This is a genomic window from Pseudomonas oryzihabitans (assembly GCF_006384975.1).
GTDB classification, from domain to species: domain Bacteria; phylum Pseudomonadota; class Gammaproteobacteria; order Pseudomonadales; family Pseudomonadaceae; genus Chryseomonas; species Chryseomonas psychrotolerans_B.
In genome coordinates this window covers 3,356,871-3,373,135 of the sequence record NZ_CP021645.1, presented here as the reverse complement: position 1 = coordinate 3,373,135, position 16,265 = coordinate 3,356,871, and the positions used below count along the sequence as shown (strand labels likewise).

Here is a 16,265-nt window from a genome sequence, read left to right as displayed (position 1 = left end):
ACTCCGTACCCAGCCCCTCTGGGCCGGGTGCTGATCGCACCGCGCTCAGCCGTGGGAATGGGACTCGGCTTTCGCCTGCTGGGCGGTATTGGTGTCGGGCAGGTTGTCCGGTGGCACGGCCAGGGCACGCAGGGCGCCGGACATGATCTCGCTGAAGGTCGGCGCCGAGACCAGGCCCCCGAAGTAGCCTTCCTTGGTCGGGCTGTCGAGCATCACCGCCAGCACCAGCTTGGGATCGGCGGCCGGCGCCATGCCGACGAACAGCGAACGATAGGCGTGCTCGGTATAGCTGCCGGAACCGGCCTTGCGCGCGGTACCGGACTTGCCGGCCACGTGATAGCCGGGCACCCGGGCGCGATAGACGCCGCCCTCGTCCTCCACCACGTGGTTGAGCATGGCGCGGATGCGCCGGGCGATGCTCGGGTCCATGGCCTGCACCGGCTTCTGCTTCTGATCCTTGAGCAGGGTCAGGGGGGTGAGCTTGCCGTCGTTGGCGATCACCGAATAGGCCTGGGCCAGCTCGGCGACGTTGACCGCCAGGCTGTAGCCGAAGGACATACTGGCGGTGGCGATCTGCGACCACTTGGTGTGCATCGGCAGATAGCCGGCGTTCTCGCCGGGGAAGCCCAGCTCCATGGGCGCGCCGAAGCCAACCCGGCCGAGCTGCTCGTAGATCGGCTGGGGGCCGATCTGCAGCGCCACCTTGCTCATGCCGATGTTCGAGGAGTTGAGCAGTACGCCGGTCATGGTCAGGATGCCGCGCCGGGCCACGTCGTGGATGGTGTGGCCGTCGATGGTCATCCAGCCCGGCGCCACGTCCACGGTGCTGTTCTCGTTGAAGCGGCCCGAGGCCAGGGCCACCGACATGCTGAATGGCTTGATCACCGAACCGGGCTCGAAGGCGTCGGTCAGGGTGCGGTTGCGCATGTTGGGGATCTGCAGGGTGGCGCGGTTATTGGGGTTGTAGGAGGGGAAATTGGTCATCGCCAGGATCTGCCCGGTCTTGGGATCGACCAGCACCGCGGAGCCGGACTGGGCACCGAACTTCTCCACCGCCGTCTGCAGCGCGCGATAGGCGATGAATTGCAGGCGCAGGTCGATGGACAGGGCGACGTCCTTGCTCGGCTGCGGCTGGCGCACCACGCGGATATTCTTCACCACCGAGCCGCGCGGATTGATCAGCACCTCGCGGACGCCACTGCGTCCGGCCAGCCAGTCTTCGAAGCCCAGCTCCAGGCCCTCCTGGCCGTGGCCGTCGATGTTGACCATGCCGACCACCTGGGCCACCAGGTCGGAGCTCGGGTAGTAGCGCTTGTATTCCTTGATCTGGTGCACGCCGGGGATGCCCAGCGCCATGATGTTCTCGCCATCGATGGGCGACAGGGCACGGGCCAGATAGAGGAAGTGCTTTTCCGGGTGCTCGAGGATCAGGTTGCGCAGCTCGGCCTCGGGCTTGTGGATGGCCTGGGCCAGCCGGCCCAACTGATCGGCGCTGTCCTGCATCTCCGCCGGATTGCACCAGATGGTCACCACCTCGGTGGAGACCGCCAGGGGCGCGCCATTGCGGTCGGTGATCATGCCGCGGGTGACCGGGATGGGGATGTGGCGCACCGAGCGGCGATCGCCCTGGTCACCGAGGAACTCGGCGTCGAACAGCTTGAGATAGGTGATGCGGCCAGCGACCACGCAGGTCAGCAGGACCAGCACGACGACCACGACATAGAAGCGATAGCGGGGGGCGGCCGTCATGGCGGCTCCGGCGCGGGGAGGAGGCTTGGGCATGGTCACAACTGGTTACAATCAGCAAGGAGCGCGCATGTTAACTGCTCCAGCCATCGGCCGGAAACCGCTGGGCGGTCCAGGGCGTTACACTGCGCCCATGAGCGACATCCCCCTGCACGATCTGACCACCCCTACCGTGACCTGCGACAGCTGTCAGGCCTGGTGCTGCCGCCAGGAAGTGCTGCTGTTCGACGATCCCGACGTCCCGGCCCGTTTCATCGAGGAAGACTGGACCGGCACCCGCATGAAGCGCCTCGACGACGGCTGGTGCGCAGCCCTGGATCGCGAACAGATGAACTGCAGCATCTATGAGGTACGGCCCTGGGTCTGCCGGATCTTCGACATGGCCGGCCCGGAGTGCCTGGAGGAGCGCGCGGATATGGTCCGGGCGATGGCGAGTGGCGAGTTTTGAGCAGGAGACTGTAGGTTGGGTTGAGACGGCTACATCGTCGAAGCCCAACATCGCCAGCACACCGAGGCCAACCCTGTTGGGCTTCGCTGGCGCTCAACCCAACCTACGGGGCCCACGGCCGCGATCAGGGATTCAACGCAGCTTCTGCGGCTTGTAGGCGCAATAACCCGGCCGCGGGCCGACCCGTGGGTGGTTGCGGCAGGTCTCCGGCCGCTGGTCGTAGATGGTGCACAGCCGCGTCTTCGGATGCAGGTACAGGCAATCGTTGTTGGACAGCCGCACCAGGGTGAACAACCCGGTCTTGGCGTTCAGGCGTTCGACGATCCCCTCCTTCTTGAGGCGCTTGGCGATGTCCTTGAGCGGCTCGCCCTTCTCGAACTCGTCCACCACGCCCATGCGGATCAGATCCGACAGGCGTGCCTCCACCGGGAGGGTGCAGCAACTGGAGACGCAGTCCAGGCACATGGCCTTGTCGTAGCGGATCCAGGTTTCGGTGCGATCGAGATCGGCGCCGAGAATGCGCAGTATCTGGGCCATGGCTTACTCGGCGAAGGTGACCTGGCCATCGGCCAGGGAAGCGACGCGGGCCAGGGACTCGACTCGGTAGCCCAAGGCGTCCAGTTCGGCACGCCCGGCCTGGAAGGCCTTCTCGATCACGATACCCAGACCCACGACCTGGGCGCCCGCCTGGTTGATGATCGAAATCAGTGCCTTGGCCGCCTTACCATTGGCGAGGAAGTCGTCAATGATTAATACCCGGTCGTCGGCTGAAAGGTGCGTGGTAGACACGGCTATGGTGCTCTCCGTCTGCTTGGTGAAGGAGTAGACGGAGGCGGTCAGCAAGTGGTCGGTGAGGGTCAGCGACTGGTGCTTGCGGGCGAAGATCACCGGCACCCCGAGCTCGAGCCCGGTCAGGACCGCCGGGGCGATGCCCGAGGCCTCGATGGTGACGATCTTGGTGATGCCGGCCGCGGCGAAGCGCTGGGCGAATTCCCGGCCGATGGCCTGCATCAGCTGGGGATCGATCTGGTGGTTGAGGAAGGCATCGACTTTGAGCACCTGCTCGGAAAGTACCTGGCCTTCGGTACGGATCTTGGCTTTTAGAAGTTCCACGCGAGCGGTCCTTTGACGGCTTGCCCGACGGCATTGGGTCGGAAGGGGGGACGGGTTAGGGCGCGAATTGTGCCTTATCCGTCAAGAAAGGCGGTAATTTGCCGATAATCCGCGTCATAGGCAGCTCCAAGGGTCGCCCTTGCAGCCCGTGGTCATAACAAGGAGAAAAATAATGGGTGGGCTGTTGACGCTAGGGATAGGCTTGCTCGGACGCTTCGGTTTCGCGCGCAAGTTTCAGTTGCTGTTCGTGCTCTTCCTGGTGCCGATGGGCGTCAGCCTTTGGCTGCTGGGCCTGGACTTCAAGGCCAAGCTGGACATCGTGGCCGGCGAGCGCGCCGGCGTGCACGTGTTGCAGACGTTGGATGCAGTGGAGACCGAGATCATGGCGCGGCGTAATCTGGCGGCGCGCTGGAAAGCCCAGGCCGCGACGAATCCGACCGCGGCCGAACAGGCCCTGACCGCCATGGAGGCCCGGCAGGCGCCGCGCGAAAAAGCCATGGCGATCCTCAGCCAGCGGCTCGCCGACGAGATGCCGGGACGGGAGCGGGAGCAACTGCTGGCGCAACTCAAGACGGTCCTCGCCGGCCTGGACAACACCAGCCTGCGCAGCCTCGACGCGCAACAGACCTATGATCGCTTCACCACGGCCTTGGCCGCGGCCCAGGCGCTGCGGGAAAAGGTCGCCACCGACAGTGGCCTGATCCTCGATCCCTGGCTGGAAACCTATCTGCTGATGCAGTTAGGCACCGACAAGGCGGTCGATCTCAGCGAGCGGCTGGGGCGTCTGGACAGTTTCGGCGAGCCCAGCGTAGTCGCCGGCAACCTCTCCCTGCAGAATCGCCTGGAGCTGCGTGACCTGAGGACCCGGATCGGCGATTCCCTGATCAGCATGACCAAGGTCGGCAATCTGCTGCAGAGCCAGTTGCCGCCGGAACTGGCGTCTTGGGCTCAGGACTATCGCAAGGTGCAGGCGACCCTGGAAGCCAGTCTCAAGACCCTCGATGCGGGGGTGTTTGGCAGCCAAGTCACCCTGTCGCCCGCGGACTTCGAAAGCACCCTGGACGGTGCCCTGGCGGCGATGACGACCTTCCGCAGCCAGGTGCTGGCCCAGTTGGATAGCCGGCTGGACTATTACGGTAGCCAGACGATCCGCAATTTCGCCGTGGTCCTGGCGCTGTTCGCCAGCTTGCTGCTACTGACCTGCTATCTGCTGCTCTGCATGCAGGTTTCCATCCGGCGCGGTGCCGCGGGCATCACCACCCTGGCCGACTCGCTGCGCGACGGTGATCTGACCCAGGCCAGCGAGGTGGCCGGCCGCGATGAGCTGGCCACCATCAGTCGCTCGCTCAATACGGCCGTGGTCCAGCTGCGCCAGAGCTTGCAAGGTGTAGACCGGGAAACCCAGCAACTCGGCGTCGCCTCCCAGCAACTCGGGGTCCAGTCCGGCGATGCGCTGGTCGCGGTCGAGGATCAGCAACAGCAGATCGCCCAGATCGTCACGGCGGCCAACGAACTGGCCGCCACCGCCCAGGGCGTCGCCCAGAGTTGCGAACAGGCTGCCGGTCGCGCCGAGCAGATGCGAGACATTTCCGCGCGCAGTCAGCAGGACAGTCGGCAGACCACCGCCAGCATCCAGCAACTCAATACCCGCTTGAGCGAGACCGCGACGGCCATGGGGCAGGTCAGCGAGCAGGCGGGACAGATCCGCCAGGTAGTGGACGTCATTCGCGGCATCGCCGAGCAGACCAACCTGCTGGCGCTCAATGCCGCCATCGAGGCGGCCCGCGCCGGCGATCAGGGGCGCGGCTTCGCCGTGGTGGCCGACGAGGTGCGTTCGCTGTCGCAACGGACCCAGGCCTCCACCGCCCAGATCGCCGGCACGGTCGGCAGCCTCAGCGAGACCGTGACCCAGGCGGTGACGCTGATGCGCGAAGCCTGTGGCCAGGCCGAGAACGACGCCCTGGCCGTTACCGGTCTGGGCCGCAAGCTGGAAGAGATCACCCAGGCGGTGGAGGGGGTGTCGGACACCCTGACCCAGATCGCCACGGCGGCCGAAGAGCAGGCGGTCACCGCCGACCAGGTCAGTGGCAACATTCAGCAGGTGGACGTAGCGGCCAATCGGTTGCTGGGCAATGCCCGCCAGGTGCGCCAGGCCGCCGAGGGACTCGGACGCGGCAGCCAGGCCCTGGCAGCCACGACGGCGCGTTTTCGCCTGGGCTGAAGACGCGACGGGGCGCCTTGGGCGCCCCTGGTTTCGTAAGTCGTTGCGGTCAGGCTTTGGTATCGATCAGGCTGCCCAGGGTCTCCTGGGCGGTCTGCATGACCTTGCTGCCCGCCAGCGCCTGATACTTGCCGACATCCAGATTGACCAACTGACTGGCCAGATCGGCCTGGCTGTTGGTGGTCGCACCCAGGGCTTCTTCCTGGTTGCGCGCCGTCTGGGAGGCCAGGGCAACGCCGGCCTTGTCGACCATGCGGCTGCCGTTCTGGAAGGCCTGCATGCCAGTGTAGAGCGGATTGCTTGATGTCACGTTCATGGACAGTGTCCTCGACGGTGATGTCAGAAGGCTATTAGAGCAGCTTTGACGCCAACAAACCACCGTTCTCTGTGACCGCCTGTATCCGTGCTATTGCTGGATCGTCGCGCTGTTGCCCTGGCCGCTCTGGCGCAGGCTAAGGCTGTTGCCTTCGCTCAACTGGCTGATGACAGCGCGCTGGCCGAAGCCCTGCTGGCTCGCCTCGACCTGGGCGGCGCTCAGCAGGCTGGCGGAGAAGACGTGACCCTCGCCGAGTTGCGTGACGCTGAGTTCGATGTCGTCGCCGTCCCCGTTCGCCCTGAAAGCATTGTCGTTGCCCGTGGTGACGAGGGTCAGACGTGCATCGTCGCCACCGATCAGTACCCCGGCGGTGTTACGGCTGCCCTGCTGCTGGAGATCGAGGGTGTTGCCCTCGCCAGTGACGAGCAACTGGGCGGTGTTGTCATCGCCGAGCTGGACAGCGCTAATCCGTTGCGGCCGATCCGCGAGCCCGTTCTGCTGGACACGGGCGTCGTTGCGATTGCCGGTCTGGATCAGCCGGAGCTCCTGTTGCCGCGCACCCTGGCGGACGCCGGCATAGTTGTCGTCGCCGCGCTGTTCGACCTGCGCCTGGTTGGCTGCGCCGCCCTGCAGCAGATCGACCTCGTTGCGCGCGCCCAGGCTCAGTACGTCCTGGACGTGATCGTCGCCCACCTGTTTGAGGCGCGACCTCGTACCGCTGTCGCGACCGTCCTGGAACAGCTCGATACCGTTGCGCGCGCCGGACTGTTCGATACGCATCTGCTGGTCATCGCCACCCTGGCGTACCAGGGCTTCGTTGAGCAGGCCGTCCTGGACGATGTCCACCCGGTTACGCTGGCCATGGCCCTGGTAGACGTAGGCGTGGCTCTGATTGGCTTCGCGCTGGTCGATGGTGACCTCACGCGCGCCGCCCGCGGCCTGGGTGATATTGGCGAAGTTGCCGAGGCCGCCCTGCTCGACGCGGGTGCTGTCGCCCAGGGACGCGCTCTGGGTGAGATAGGCCTGGCTGGCGCGGCCGGTCTGGACCACCTCCAGCCTGCCCTGGCGGGTGTCGGCGTCCTGGGTCAGGAAGGCGCCCAGGCGTTCGCCGCGCTGATCCACGAGGCTCTGGTTTTCCAAGGCCCAGGCAGTGCTGGTCAGGCCGAGCAGGCCCAGGCAGGTGAAGAGCTTGATGGCAGGCACGGCGGCATCCGCTGGAGAGGCCGCGCGAGGGCGGCGGCCAGGGCAGTCTGCCGTCGCCCCGGCCGAGCGGCCATCGCCCGAAAGACTGATATCAGCCGGGCAGGCGCAGGTGTGCGGCAACGGCGGCCGGGGTGGCCGCGGCCAGGTGCGGCACCGTGCCCAGGCAGGGCGCGGGCAGGCGCTCGTGCAGGGTGGCGAGGTTGTCGTCCAGACGCAGGGTGGCCGGGGCCACCAGATTGGCCACCCAGCCGGCCAGCGGCAGGCCGTCGGCGAGGATGGCCTCGGCGCTGAGCAGGGCGTGGTTGATGCAGCCCAGGCGTACGCCCACCACCAGGATCACCGGCAGCTGCAGTTCCCGCGCAAGATCGGACAGCGACTCGCGCCCAGCCAGGGGCACGCGCCAGCCGCCGGCGCCTTCCACCAGGGTGAAGTCGGCACCCAGGGCGAGGATCCGCCGCACCGGCATGGCCAGGCTGGCGACGCTGAGCTCGATGCCGGCCTCGCGGGCCGCCAGGTGCGGAGCGATGGCGGGTTCCAGGGCGATGGGATTGATGTCGGCATAGGCGAGTGGCAGCGAGGTCTCGCCCAGCAGCGCCAGGGCGTCGCCGTTGCGCAGGCCCTCAGCGGTGCGTTCGCAGCCGGAGGCCACCGGCTTGACCCCGGCGGTGACGAGGCCCTGTTGGCGGGCGCGGTGCAGCAGGCCGGCGGCGATGGTGGTCTTGCCGATCTCGGTATCGGTGCCGGTGACGAAGTAGGCGAGCATGACGGTCATTCCTTGCGCAGCAGGACGTAGATCACCTGGTAGGTGGCGGGCAGGCCGGCGGACTGGCGCAGGCTTTCGTAGGCCTGGGTGAAGGCTGCCAGGCGCTGGCGGCCGGTGAGCCCCTGGGGGCGACCCTGGTTGAGGTTGTGCGCGCCTATGGCCTTGAGGTGGTGGGTGAGGGCGCGCAGGTCCGGGAAGTGCAGCTGTTCGGGCGCGACCTCCAGCGTCAGCAGCTGCAGGCCGCTGGCTTTGGCGGCTTCGGCATAGGCCGTCTGGGGGCGGAAGCGATTGACGTGCACCTGGTCGTCCACCTGGGCCCAGCTCTGGCGCAACTCGGCGAGGGTGCCCTCGACCAGGCTGCTGAAGGCCAGCACCCCGCCCGGTCGCAGGACGCGCCGCGCCTCGGCGAGGACGGTGGGCAGCTCGGCGCACCACTGCAGGGCCAGGCTGGAGAGGATGAGGTCGCAGCAATCGTCGCGTAGTGGCAGGCGCTCGGCGTCGGCGGCCACATGGTAACGGGCGCCGGTCCCCTGCTGGCGGGCATGACGGAGCATGCCGGCGGCCAGGTCCAGGGCCAGGCCTTCACTGTGGGGGTGACGCTGGGCCAGGGCCCGACTGCAATAGCCGGTACCGCTGCCTAGGTCCAGCCAGAGTTGCGGGTTCAACCAACCTTGCTTGTCTAGAGCGTGCAACTGCGCCAGGAGGCGGTCGGCGACCCGGCGTTGCAGCAGGGCGGCGCCGTCGTACTGCGCGGCGGCGCGGGAAAAGGACAGCGCCACCTGGCGCTTGTCGGGCAATACGTCAGCCATCTCGTCCTGCATAGATGAATTCACGGATACGCAAGGCCACCTCGTCCGGGCGCTCCAGGGGCAGGCCATGACTGGCGTGCTCCAGGACCTCGATCTGGGCGGTCGGCAGCTCGTTACGCAAGGCCTGGGCGGCCGTGGCCGGGACCAGGGCGTCGTGGGCGCCGAACAGGTGCAGCTGGGGACCGGTGAAGGCCTGCAGGGCGACGCGGGTGTCCAGGCGCGCCAGCAATTCCAGGCCGGCCAGGACCACCTCGGGGTCGACCTCGGGCAGGGTCACCTGCAGCTGGCGGGCGAGGGTGCGGCTGTCGCGGGCGCCCTGGGCCACCAGCAGAGTGAAGCGCCTGAGGGTCTGGTCGGCGTCCAGCGAACAGGCTTCGAAGAAGTCGGTGAAGACGCTGCGCGCCATGGCGGTCTGCCAGCCGGCGCGGGCGACGAAACAGCGGTTGCTGGCCAGGGTGACGAGGCCATGCACGCCTTCTGGGCGGCGCAGGGTGAATTCGCTGGCGAGCATGCCGCCCAGCGACCAGCCGGCCAGCCAGACGCCGTCGGCGATACGGCCCTCCAGGTCGGCGAACCATTCCTGGGTATCGGCCAGCGCCGGCAGCGGCTCGATCAGCACGTCGAGAAAGGGCGCCAGCTCGGTGAGTTCGTCACGCAGGGGCTCCAGCGGAGCACTGCCCAGGCCCCAGCCGGGCAGCAAGATCAGGGTATCGCGCATTGGTCGGTCACTTATCCGCGTCAGGCGGTAATTCGGCCATGGCCTGGGCCAGAGCGTCGAGCAAGAGGTCCACGTGCGCTTCGCGATGGGCCGCCGTCAGGGTCACCCGCAGGCGGGCACTGCCGGCCGGTACGGTGGGCGGTCGGATGGCGGTGACCAGGATCCCGCGCCGGCGCAGGGCGGCGGAGAGTGCGAGGGCGCGCGCGCTGTCGCCGACCAGGATGGGCTGGATCGGCGTGGCGCTGAGCATAAGGTCCAGGCCGAGGGCCGTCGCGCCCCTGCGGAATCTCTGGATCAAAGTGTGCAGGAGCTCACGGCGCCAGCCCTCTTCGCGGACGAGCTGCAGGGCGGCGAGGGTGGCGCAGGCCACCGCTGGCGGCTGGCTGGTGGTGTAGATGTAGGGGCGGGCGAACTGGATCAGCGTCTCGATCAGCTCTTCGCTGCCGGCGACGAAGGCCCCGGCGGTGCCACAGGCCTTGCCCAGGGTGCCGACCAGCACCGGCACCTGGCTCTGGTCCAGGCCGAAGTGCTCGACGATGCCGCCACCGCTGGCGCCCAGGATGCCGATGCCGTGGGCGTCGTCCACCAGGGTCCAGGCGCCGTGACGCTGGGCGACCTGGCAGAGCTCGGGCAAATCGGCGAGATCGCCGTCCATGCTGAAGACGCCATCGGTGACCACCAGGGTATCGCCCTCGGCCTTGGCGAGGCGGCTGGCCAGGCTGGCGGGATCGTTGTGCTGGTAGCGGGCGAAGCGCGCGCCGCTGAGCAGGCCGGCGTCGAGCAGGGAAGCGTGGTTGAGGCGGTCTTCCAGCACCGTATCGCCGCGCCCGACCAGGGCGGTGACGGCGGCCAGGTTGGCCATGTAGCCGGTGGAGAACAGCAGGGCGCGCGGCCGGCCGGTGAGTTCGGCCAGGGCTTCTTCCACCTGGTGATGGGGTCTGCTGTGGCCGATCACCAAATGCGAGGCCCCGCCGCCGACGCCCCAGCGCTCGGCGCCAGCGCGCAGGGCGGCGATCAGCGCGGGGTGGTTGGCCAGTCCCAGGTAGTCGTTGCTGCAGAAGGCCAGCAGGGTTTCCCCATCCACCACCACCGCGGGGCCCTGGGGCGCGTCCAGCAGCGGTCGGCTCCGGTAGAGATGCGCAGCGTGACGCTGGGCCAGGCGGGCGGCGAGGTTGAAGGCCATGGGGAGTCTCGGTGGAGAGGGTTGCAGAGTGCGCCCTCACCCCGGCCCTCTCCCAGGGGGAGAGGGGGAAGAGCAGGGCGGGGAGTGGGGGTCAGGCGGTGGCGGCGTCGTAGAAGAGTTCGCTGTTGCGCTGTTCCACCAGGGCCTGCTCGATGGCGGCCTGGTGCACCTCGTCGGCGTGTTCTTCGCGGGCTTCGGGCTGGATGCCGAGGCGGGCGAACAGCTGCATGTCCTTTTCGGCCTGGGGGTTGCCGGTGGTCAGCAGCTTCTCGCCGTAGAAGATGGAGTTGGCGCCGGCCAGGAAGGCCAGGGACTGCATCTGCTCGTTCATCTGCTCGCGACCGGCGGAGAGGCGCACATGGGACCTGGGCATGAGGATGCGCGCCACCGCCAGGGTACGGATGAAGTCGAAGGGGTCGACGTCCTTTTCCTCGGCCAGCGGCGTGCCCTGGACCTTGACCAGCATGTTGATCGGCACCGACTCCGGGTGTTCGGGCAGGTTGGCCAGCTGGATCAGCAGGCCGGCGCGGTCGTCCACCGACTCGCCCATGCCGAGGATGCCGCCGGAACAGATCTTCATCCCCGCCTCGCGGACGTAGGCCAGGGTCTGCAGGCGCTCGCCGTAGGTGCGGGTGGTGATGATGTTGCCGTAGAACTCCGGCGAGGTGTCCAGGTTGTGGTTGTAATAGTCCAGCCCGGCGTCGGCCAGGGCGCGGGTCTGCTCCTGGTCCAGGCGGCCGAGGGTCATGCAGGTCTCCAGGCCCAGGGCCTTGACGCCCTGCACCATCTGCAGGACGTAGGGCATGTCCTTGGCGGAAGGATGCTTCCAGGCGGCGCCCATGCAGAAGCGGGTGGAGCCGATGGCCTTGGCCTCGGCGGCCGCCTCCAGCACCTTCTGCACCTCCATCAGCTTTTCCTTTTCCAGGCCGGTGTTGTAGTGGCCGGACTGGGGGCAGTACTTGCAGTCTTCCGGGCAGGCACCGGTCTTGATCGACAGCAGGGTGGAGACCTGGACGCGATTGGGGTCGAAGTGCTGGCGATGCACGCTCTGGGCCTGGAACAGCAGGTCGTTGAAGGGCTGCTGGAACAGGGCGCGGACTTCGGCGAGAGTCCAGTCGTGACGCAGGGCGGTAGCGCTCATGGGAGATCCTCGAGGCGGAAAACGGCCGGGCGCTGGAGCGGGGCCATAGAATGCGGTCGACCTTAGCCGAAGTTTTGGTCGACTACTGTTCATAAAATGAACAATTGCCGGATTTTTTGCAGGGAGATTGATGGAGTCGTAGGTTGGGTTGAGCGTTAGTGAAGCCCAACAGGGCTGGCAGGGTGCTGGTTGTTGGGCTTCGACGGTGGAGCTGTCTCAACCCAACCTACGATCCAGCCCCCTCTCCCATTGGGAGAGGGTTGGGGTGAGGGAGGCCCCTAGAGCAGCCGTTCCAGCCCCACCGCCTTGACCACCCAGGCATTAAAGCGGCGCCAGGCGCTGCCGGGTTCATGGTGGAGCACCCGCGGCTGGCCGTTGCGTTCGGTGACCCATTCCAGGTGCGCCCGGCCCTGGTCTTCGACGCGTTTCACGGCGTAGGACACGCTCGGGTCCATGCCCTGCAGCATCAGCTGGCGCAGGCGACCGGTTAGGGCCGGGCTGTCCACCAGGATGCCGACCTCGGTGTTCCACAGCACCGAGCGCGGATCGAAATTGAAGGAGCCGATGAAGGACCAGCGCCCATCGATGGCCATCGCCTTGCTGTGCAGGCTGGATTCGGATTCGCCGAAGCGGTAGGGCAGGGCGGATCTCTGCTGGTCCGGGCGGGCGCGCAGCTCGTAAAGCTTGATGCCTTCGGCCAGCAGCGCGGTGCGATAGGGGGCGTAGCCGGCATGCACGGCCGGCACGTCCGTGGCTTCCAGGGCATTGGTCAGTACCCGTACGTCGACGCCGCGCGCAGTCAGGCCGCCCAGATAGTCGACCCCCTGGTCCATGGGCACGAAGTAGGAGGACATCAGCAGCAACTCATGCTGGGCGCCATCCATGACCGGTTGCAGTTGGTGGGTCAGCAGCAGTTGCCAATCCGGTTCGTCCTCGGCCAGCACCTTGCGCGGGGCATCCCAGAAGGCCTGGGCGGGGGCCCAGGTCAGTTCCTGCAGCCAGTTGTCGAGTTGCGGGGCGGTGGCGTAGCGACGTAGGCGGTTGTACAGCGCCAAATCATGGGTGCGCTCGCTGTCGAGATAGCGGTGCAGGCGCTCGCGCAGCCGCACCAGGGCACCCGCCGAGGGGGCGAACCAGCGCAGGCGGCGAGCCGGTTGGCTCAGGGGGCTGTTCCAATACTGGTCGAAGCTGGTCCCCAGTTGCCGCGCCACCGGACCGGCGGCGAGCAGGTCGAGGTCAGTGAAATTCATCTCTGGACGGGCGTCGAAGTACTCGTCGCCGAGGTTGCGGCCGCCGACGATGGCCACGCTGTCATCGGCCAGCCACAGCTTGTTGTGCATGCGCCGGTGCTGCTGGTTGAGTTCCATCAGGCGGCCGAGGGCGCGGGTCGGCCCGGTGCTGCGGCCCAGGTGCAGCGGATTGAAGACGCGGATCTGCACATTGGGATGGGCGGCCAGCACGGCGATCTGGTAGTCGTTGCCGTCGCTGCTGGTATCGTCGATGAGGAAGCGGATGCGCACGCCGCGATCCGCCGCCTTGAGCAGTTCGTTGACCAGCAGCCGCGTGGTCAGGCCGTCGTGGACGATGTAGTACTGGATATCCAGGCTGCGCTGGGCCTTGCGGATCAATTCGGCGCGCGCGGTGAAGGCGTCGGTGCTGGTCTCCAGCAGGCGAAAGCCCGAGAGGCCCGGGTGGCTGGCGCCGGCCTCGCGCACCTCCTTGTCCAGGGCGGTGCCGGCGGCGGGCAGCACCTGGGAAGGGGTGCGGGGAATCGGCGTGGCGCAGCCGGCCAGCAGCGCCAGCAGCAGGGGGATGACCAGGCGGATCACAGCAGGTCCTTGAGGCGATACCAGAGCATGCCCAGCGCCAGCAGCGGCGACCTCAGGTGGCGCCCGCCGGGAAAGCGCGCATGGGGCACCTGGGCGAAGAGGTCGAAACCGGCCGACTGGGCCATGATCGCTTCCGCCAGCAGATGCCCGGCCAGGTGGGTGGCGTTGACGCCGTGGCCGGCGTAGGCCTGGGCATGGAAGACGTTGGGGTGCTCGCGCAGCCGACCGATCTGCGGCAGGCGGTTGGCGCCGATGCCGATCATGCCGCCCCAGGCGTAGTCCAGCCGGACATCGGCCAACTCCGGGAAGACCGCCAGCATCTTCGGCCTCATGTAGCCGGCGATGTCCTGGGGATCGCGCCCGGAGTAGTGGCAGGCACCGCCGAACAGCAGGCGGCGATCGGCGGAGAGGCGGAAGTAGTCCACCGCCACGTTCTGGTCGCAGACCGCCCGGTTGCCCGGCAGCAGCCGCGCGGCTCGCTCGGCGGACAGCGGCTCGGTAGCGATCACATAGCTGCCGGCGGGCAGTACCTGGGCGGACAGCTCAGGTTGCAGGTCTTCGATATAGGCGTTGCAGCAGAGCACCAGGGTGTCGGCGCTCACCCGGCCACGGGCGGTGTGTACCCGCACCCTGGGGCCGTATTCCAGGCGGGTGACGTGACTGCCTTCGAAGAGTTGTACGCCCAGCGCCTCAGCCGCAGCGGCCTCGCCCAGGGCCAGGTTGAGCGGATGCAGATGGCCGGAACCCTCATCCACCAGGGCGCCGGCGTAGCGCGCGGAGCCGATCACCTCGGCCAGCTGGGCTTTGGGCACCAGGCGCAGCGCATGGGGATAGCCCAGGGCCTGGAGAGACGCTTGCTCTTCCTGCAGGTGCTGCCAGTGGCGCGGCTTGTTGGCCAGGTCGGCGAAGCCCCAGGTGAGATCGCACTGGATGTCGTGGCGGGCGATGCGCTGGCGGACCAGATCCACCGCCTCGAAACCCAGCCGCTTGAGTTCCCGTACGCCCTCGGCGCCGATGACCGGCTCGAACTGCTCGACGTCGTGGCCGACGCCGCGGATCAGTTGGCCGCCGTTACGACCACTGGCCCCCCAGCCGATGCGCCGGGCTTCCAGCAGCACCACCCGCGCACCGCGCTCGGCCAGCTCCAGGGCGGTATTGAGCCCGGAGAAACCGCCGCCGACCACGCAGACATCGGCCTGGATCTCACCCTCTAACGGTGGAAACGTCAGCGTTTGGTTGGCGGTGGCGGCGTAATAGGATGGAGCATGGGGCTGCATAGAGGCGTCTGACTGACCTAGGCGAAGGGGCAATCCTAAGCCGTCGGACGTTGCGCAACCAGGGTGAAACTCATCGGCAACTGGGCCGCCTGGTTTTCATAGAGGTCGTAATCCACCTCGCGGTTGGAGTGCGGATGTTCTTCCAGGCGTCGCAAGACAAGTCCTGCTTGCAGGCAGGTGCTGACGATGGTGCCCAGGGTGTGGATATGCCAGTAGCTCGTTGCGCCCTGGCCATGATCCTGGCCGTCGTAGGCGATGAGGTCGTCGATGACCAGGGGCTCGCGGCGGAAATAGCTGTAGTGGGGCAGCAGAGGCTGATCCGCCTGGGGCTCGAAGACTTCCAGGAAGGGGTGGGTCTCGTAGATCACCAGACGGCCGCCCGGCGCCAGCAGGCCATGTACCGCAGCGAAGAAGGCCGGCAGGTCGGGCATCCAGCCGAGCACGCCGATGGTGATCAGCACCAGGTCATGCTGCCCCAGGCCCTGGGGCAGGGCATAGATATCGGCCTCCACCAGCGCCGGCGTGAGCCCCGCCGCCGTGGCCAGTTGCTGGCCTTGAGCAAGAAAGGCTGTCGACTGATCGATACCCAGGGCAGGCTGACCGCCCAGCGCGGCCAGGGAGAGCAATTCGCGGGCATTGTTGCAGCCGACCTGGGCGCAGCTCAGGCCGCGGATATCCAACTCGGTGAGGGTACGGGTCAGGCAGTCGTCCAGCACCGAGAAGCCCGGTTGCCCGGCTTGCCTCAGCAGATCCGCCCATTCCTCGCCCTGGGCATGGAGCGGAGCCGACAGCTCCCAGGCCTGGCGGTTGGCGGCGGTGATGCGCTGGCGTTCGCGCGGGTCCATGGCGTGCCTCCTTGGCATTCAGGCGCAAGACCGCAGCCTAGACGCCAATCCCGCGGATGGCCAGACAGCCGTCAATCCGGTACCGGCAGACTCAGGGTCTCCTTGATCTCTTCCATCACGATATAGCTCTTGGATTCGCGCACATGGGGCAGCTTGAGCAGGATGTCGCCGAGCAGCTTACGGTAGGAGGCCATCTCGGAGATGCGCGCCTTGACCAGGTAGTCGAATTCACCCGAGACCAGGTGGCATTCCAGCACCTGGGGCAGCTTGAGCACGGCGCGGCGGAACTCTTCGAAGGTGTCGCCGGACTTGTAGTCCAGGCTGAGCTCGACGAATACCAGCAGACCGGCCCTGAGGTGCTGCGGATTGAGGCGGGCGTTGTAGCCCTGGATGATGCCCTCGCGCTCCAAACGGCGGACGCGCTCGGTACAGGGCGTGGTGGACAGCCCCACCCGCTCGCCCAGTTCGGTGAAGGAGATGCGCCCGTCTTCCTGGAGGATGCGCAGGATATTGCGGTCGATCTTGTCCAGCTCGCGTCTGGCCTGGTGATGGGTACGCATCGAGGGGGTCTCTGCCGAGGAGGGCTTTGCCGGAAAATTACTCCGAATATAGGCAATTCTTCAGTGATTAGCACTGCCAGCGCCTTTCTATAC

At 67.2% G+C, this 16,265-nt stretch carries 16 protein-coding genes; 2 read left to right on the top strand and 14 right to left on the bottom strand.

What is annotated here, in order from left to right; genetic code table 11:
- Positions 1 to 45: 45 nt before the first annotated feature.
- Positions 46 to 1,749, bottom strand: coding sequence for a peptidoglycan D,D-transpeptidase FtsI family protein (locus CCZ28_RS15160; protein WP_140219259.1), 1,704 nt, complete (start codon positions 1,747 to 1,749; stop codon positions 46 to 48).
- Positions 1,750 to 1,879: 130 nt separating this feature from the next.
- On the opposite strand from CCZ28_RS15160, the gene CCZ28_RS15155 reads away from it, so the two are divergent.
- A complete protein-coding gene (locus CCZ28_RS15155; RefSeq protein WP_140221361.1) occupies positions 1,880 to 2,194 on the top strand; it encodes a YkgJ family cysteine cluster protein in 315 nt (104 codons plus the stop codon).
- Between the two features lie 132 nt (positions 2,195 to 2,326).
- Here the strand turns inward: CCZ28_RS15155 and CCZ28_RS15150 are convergent, their stop codons facing one another.
- Entirely contained in the window at positions 2,327 to 2,731 is a 405-nt protein-coding gene (locus CCZ28_RS15150) for a YkgJ family cysteine cluster protein (RefSeq protein WP_140219257.1), read from the bottom strand.
- A gap of 3 nt (positions 2,732 to 2,734) precedes the next feature.
- Positions 2,735 to 3,307, bottom strand: coding sequence for a xanthine phosphoribosyltransferase (locus CCZ28_RS15145; protein ID WP_140219255.1), 573 nt, complete (start codon positions 3,305 to 3,307; stop codon positions 2,735 to 2,737).
- 172 nt (positions 3,308 to 3,479) lie between these two features.
- On the opposite strand from CCZ28_RS15145, the gene CCZ28_RS15140 reads away from it, so the two are divergent.
- A complete protein-coding gene (locus CCZ28_RS15140; protein WP_140219253.1) occupies positions 3,480 to 5,528 on the top strand; it encodes a methyl-accepting chemotaxis protein in 2,049 nt (682 codons plus the stop codon).
- 49 nt (positions 5,529 to 5,577) lie between these two features.
- On the opposite strand, the gene CCZ28_RS15135 is transcribed toward CCZ28_RS15140, so the two are convergent.
- The 11 genes from CCZ28_RS15135 to CCZ28_RS15085 all read right to left on the bottom strand — a co-directional run bounded on the left by CCZ28_RS15135 (position 5,578) and on the right by CCZ28_RS15085 (position 16,172).
- Complete coding sequence (locus CCZ28_RS15135) at positions 5,578 to 5,844, bottom strand: hypothetical protein (protein ID WP_140219251.1); 267 nt, start codon at positions 5,842 to 5,844, stop codon at positions 5,578 to 5,580.
- A 90-nt stretch (positions 5,845 to 5,934) separates the two neighbouring features.
- Positions 5,935 to 7,047, bottom strand: coding sequence for a curlin (locus CCZ28_RS15130; protein ID WP_140219249.1), 1,113 nt, complete (start codon positions 7,045 to 7,047; stop codon positions 5,935 to 5,937).
- Between the two features lie 91 nt (positions 7,048 to 7,138).
- The gene (bioD, locus tag CCZ28_RS15125) at positions 7,139 to 7,810 is read right to left on the bottom strand and encodes a dethiobiotin synthase (RefSeq protein WP_140219247.1); all 672 of its coding nucleotides are present in this window, start codon (positions 7,808 to 7,810) and stop codon (positions 7,139 to 7,141) included.
- Positions 7,811 to 7,815: 5 nt separating this feature from the next.
- On the bottom strand, positions 7,816 to 8,631 hold the full coding sequence (gene bioC / locus CCZ28_RS15120; RefSeq protein ID WP_140221360.1) for a malonyl-ACP O-methyltransferase BioC: 816 nt from the start codon (positions 8,629 to 8,631) through the stop codon (positions 7,816 to 7,818).
- The gene (locus tag CCZ28_RS15115) at positions 8,612 to 9,337 is read right to left on the bottom strand and encodes an alpha/beta fold hydrolase (protein ID WP_140219245.1); all 726 of its coding nucleotides are present in this window, start codon (positions 9,335 to 9,337) and stop codon (positions 8,612 to 8,614) included. Before CCZ28_RS15115 ends, bioC begins: the two co-directional genes overlap by 20 nt.
- Before the next feature lie 7 nt (positions 9,338 to 9,344).
- The gene (gene bioF / locus CCZ28_RS15110) at positions 9,345 to 10,520 is read right to left on the bottom strand and encodes an 8-amino-7-oxononanoate synthase (protein WP_140219243.1); all 1,176 of its coding nucleotides are present in this window, start codon (positions 10,518 to 10,520) and stop codon (positions 9,345 to 9,347) included.
- Between the two features lie 91 nt (positions 10,521 to 10,611).
- On the bottom strand, positions 10,612 to 11,661 hold the full coding sequence (gene bioB, locus CCZ28_RS15105) for a biotin synthase BioB (RefSeq protein WP_140219241.1): 1,050 nt from the start codon (positions 11,659 to 11,661) through the stop codon (positions 10,612 to 10,614).
- Positions 11,662 to 11,939: 278 nt separating this feature from the next.
- Positions 11,940 to 13,490, bottom strand: a complete 1,551-nt coding sequence (locus CCZ28_RS15100) for a phospholipase D family protein (protein ID WP_140219239.1) — start codon at positions 13,488 to 13,490, stop codon at positions 11,940 to 11,942.
- Positions 13,487 to 14,767 (bottom strand): NAD(P)/FAD-dependent oxidoreductase, encoded by a 1,281-nt coding sequence (locus tag CCZ28_RS15095; RefSeq protein ID WP_140219237.1) that lies wholly within the window; start codon positions 14,765 to 14,767, stop codon positions 13,487 to 13,489. Before CCZ28_RS15095 ends, CCZ28_RS15100 begins: the two co-directional genes overlap by 4 nt.
- Positions 14,768 to 14,802: 35 nt before the next feature.
- A complete protein-coding gene (locus tag CCZ28_RS15090; protein WP_140219235.1) occupies positions 14,803 to 15,612 on the bottom strand; it encodes a class I SAM-dependent methyltransferase in 810 nt (269 codons plus the stop codon).
- Positions 15,613 to 15,683: 71 nt separating this feature from the next.
- Positions 15,684 to 16,172: an Lrp/AsnC ligand binding domain-containing protein gene (locus CCZ28_RS15085; RefSeq protein WP_058761626.1), complete on the bottom strand. Its 489-nt coding sequence runs from the start codon at positions 16,170 to 16,172 to the stop codon at positions 15,684 to 15,686.
- Positions 16,173 to 16,265 lie beyond the last annotated feature (93 nt).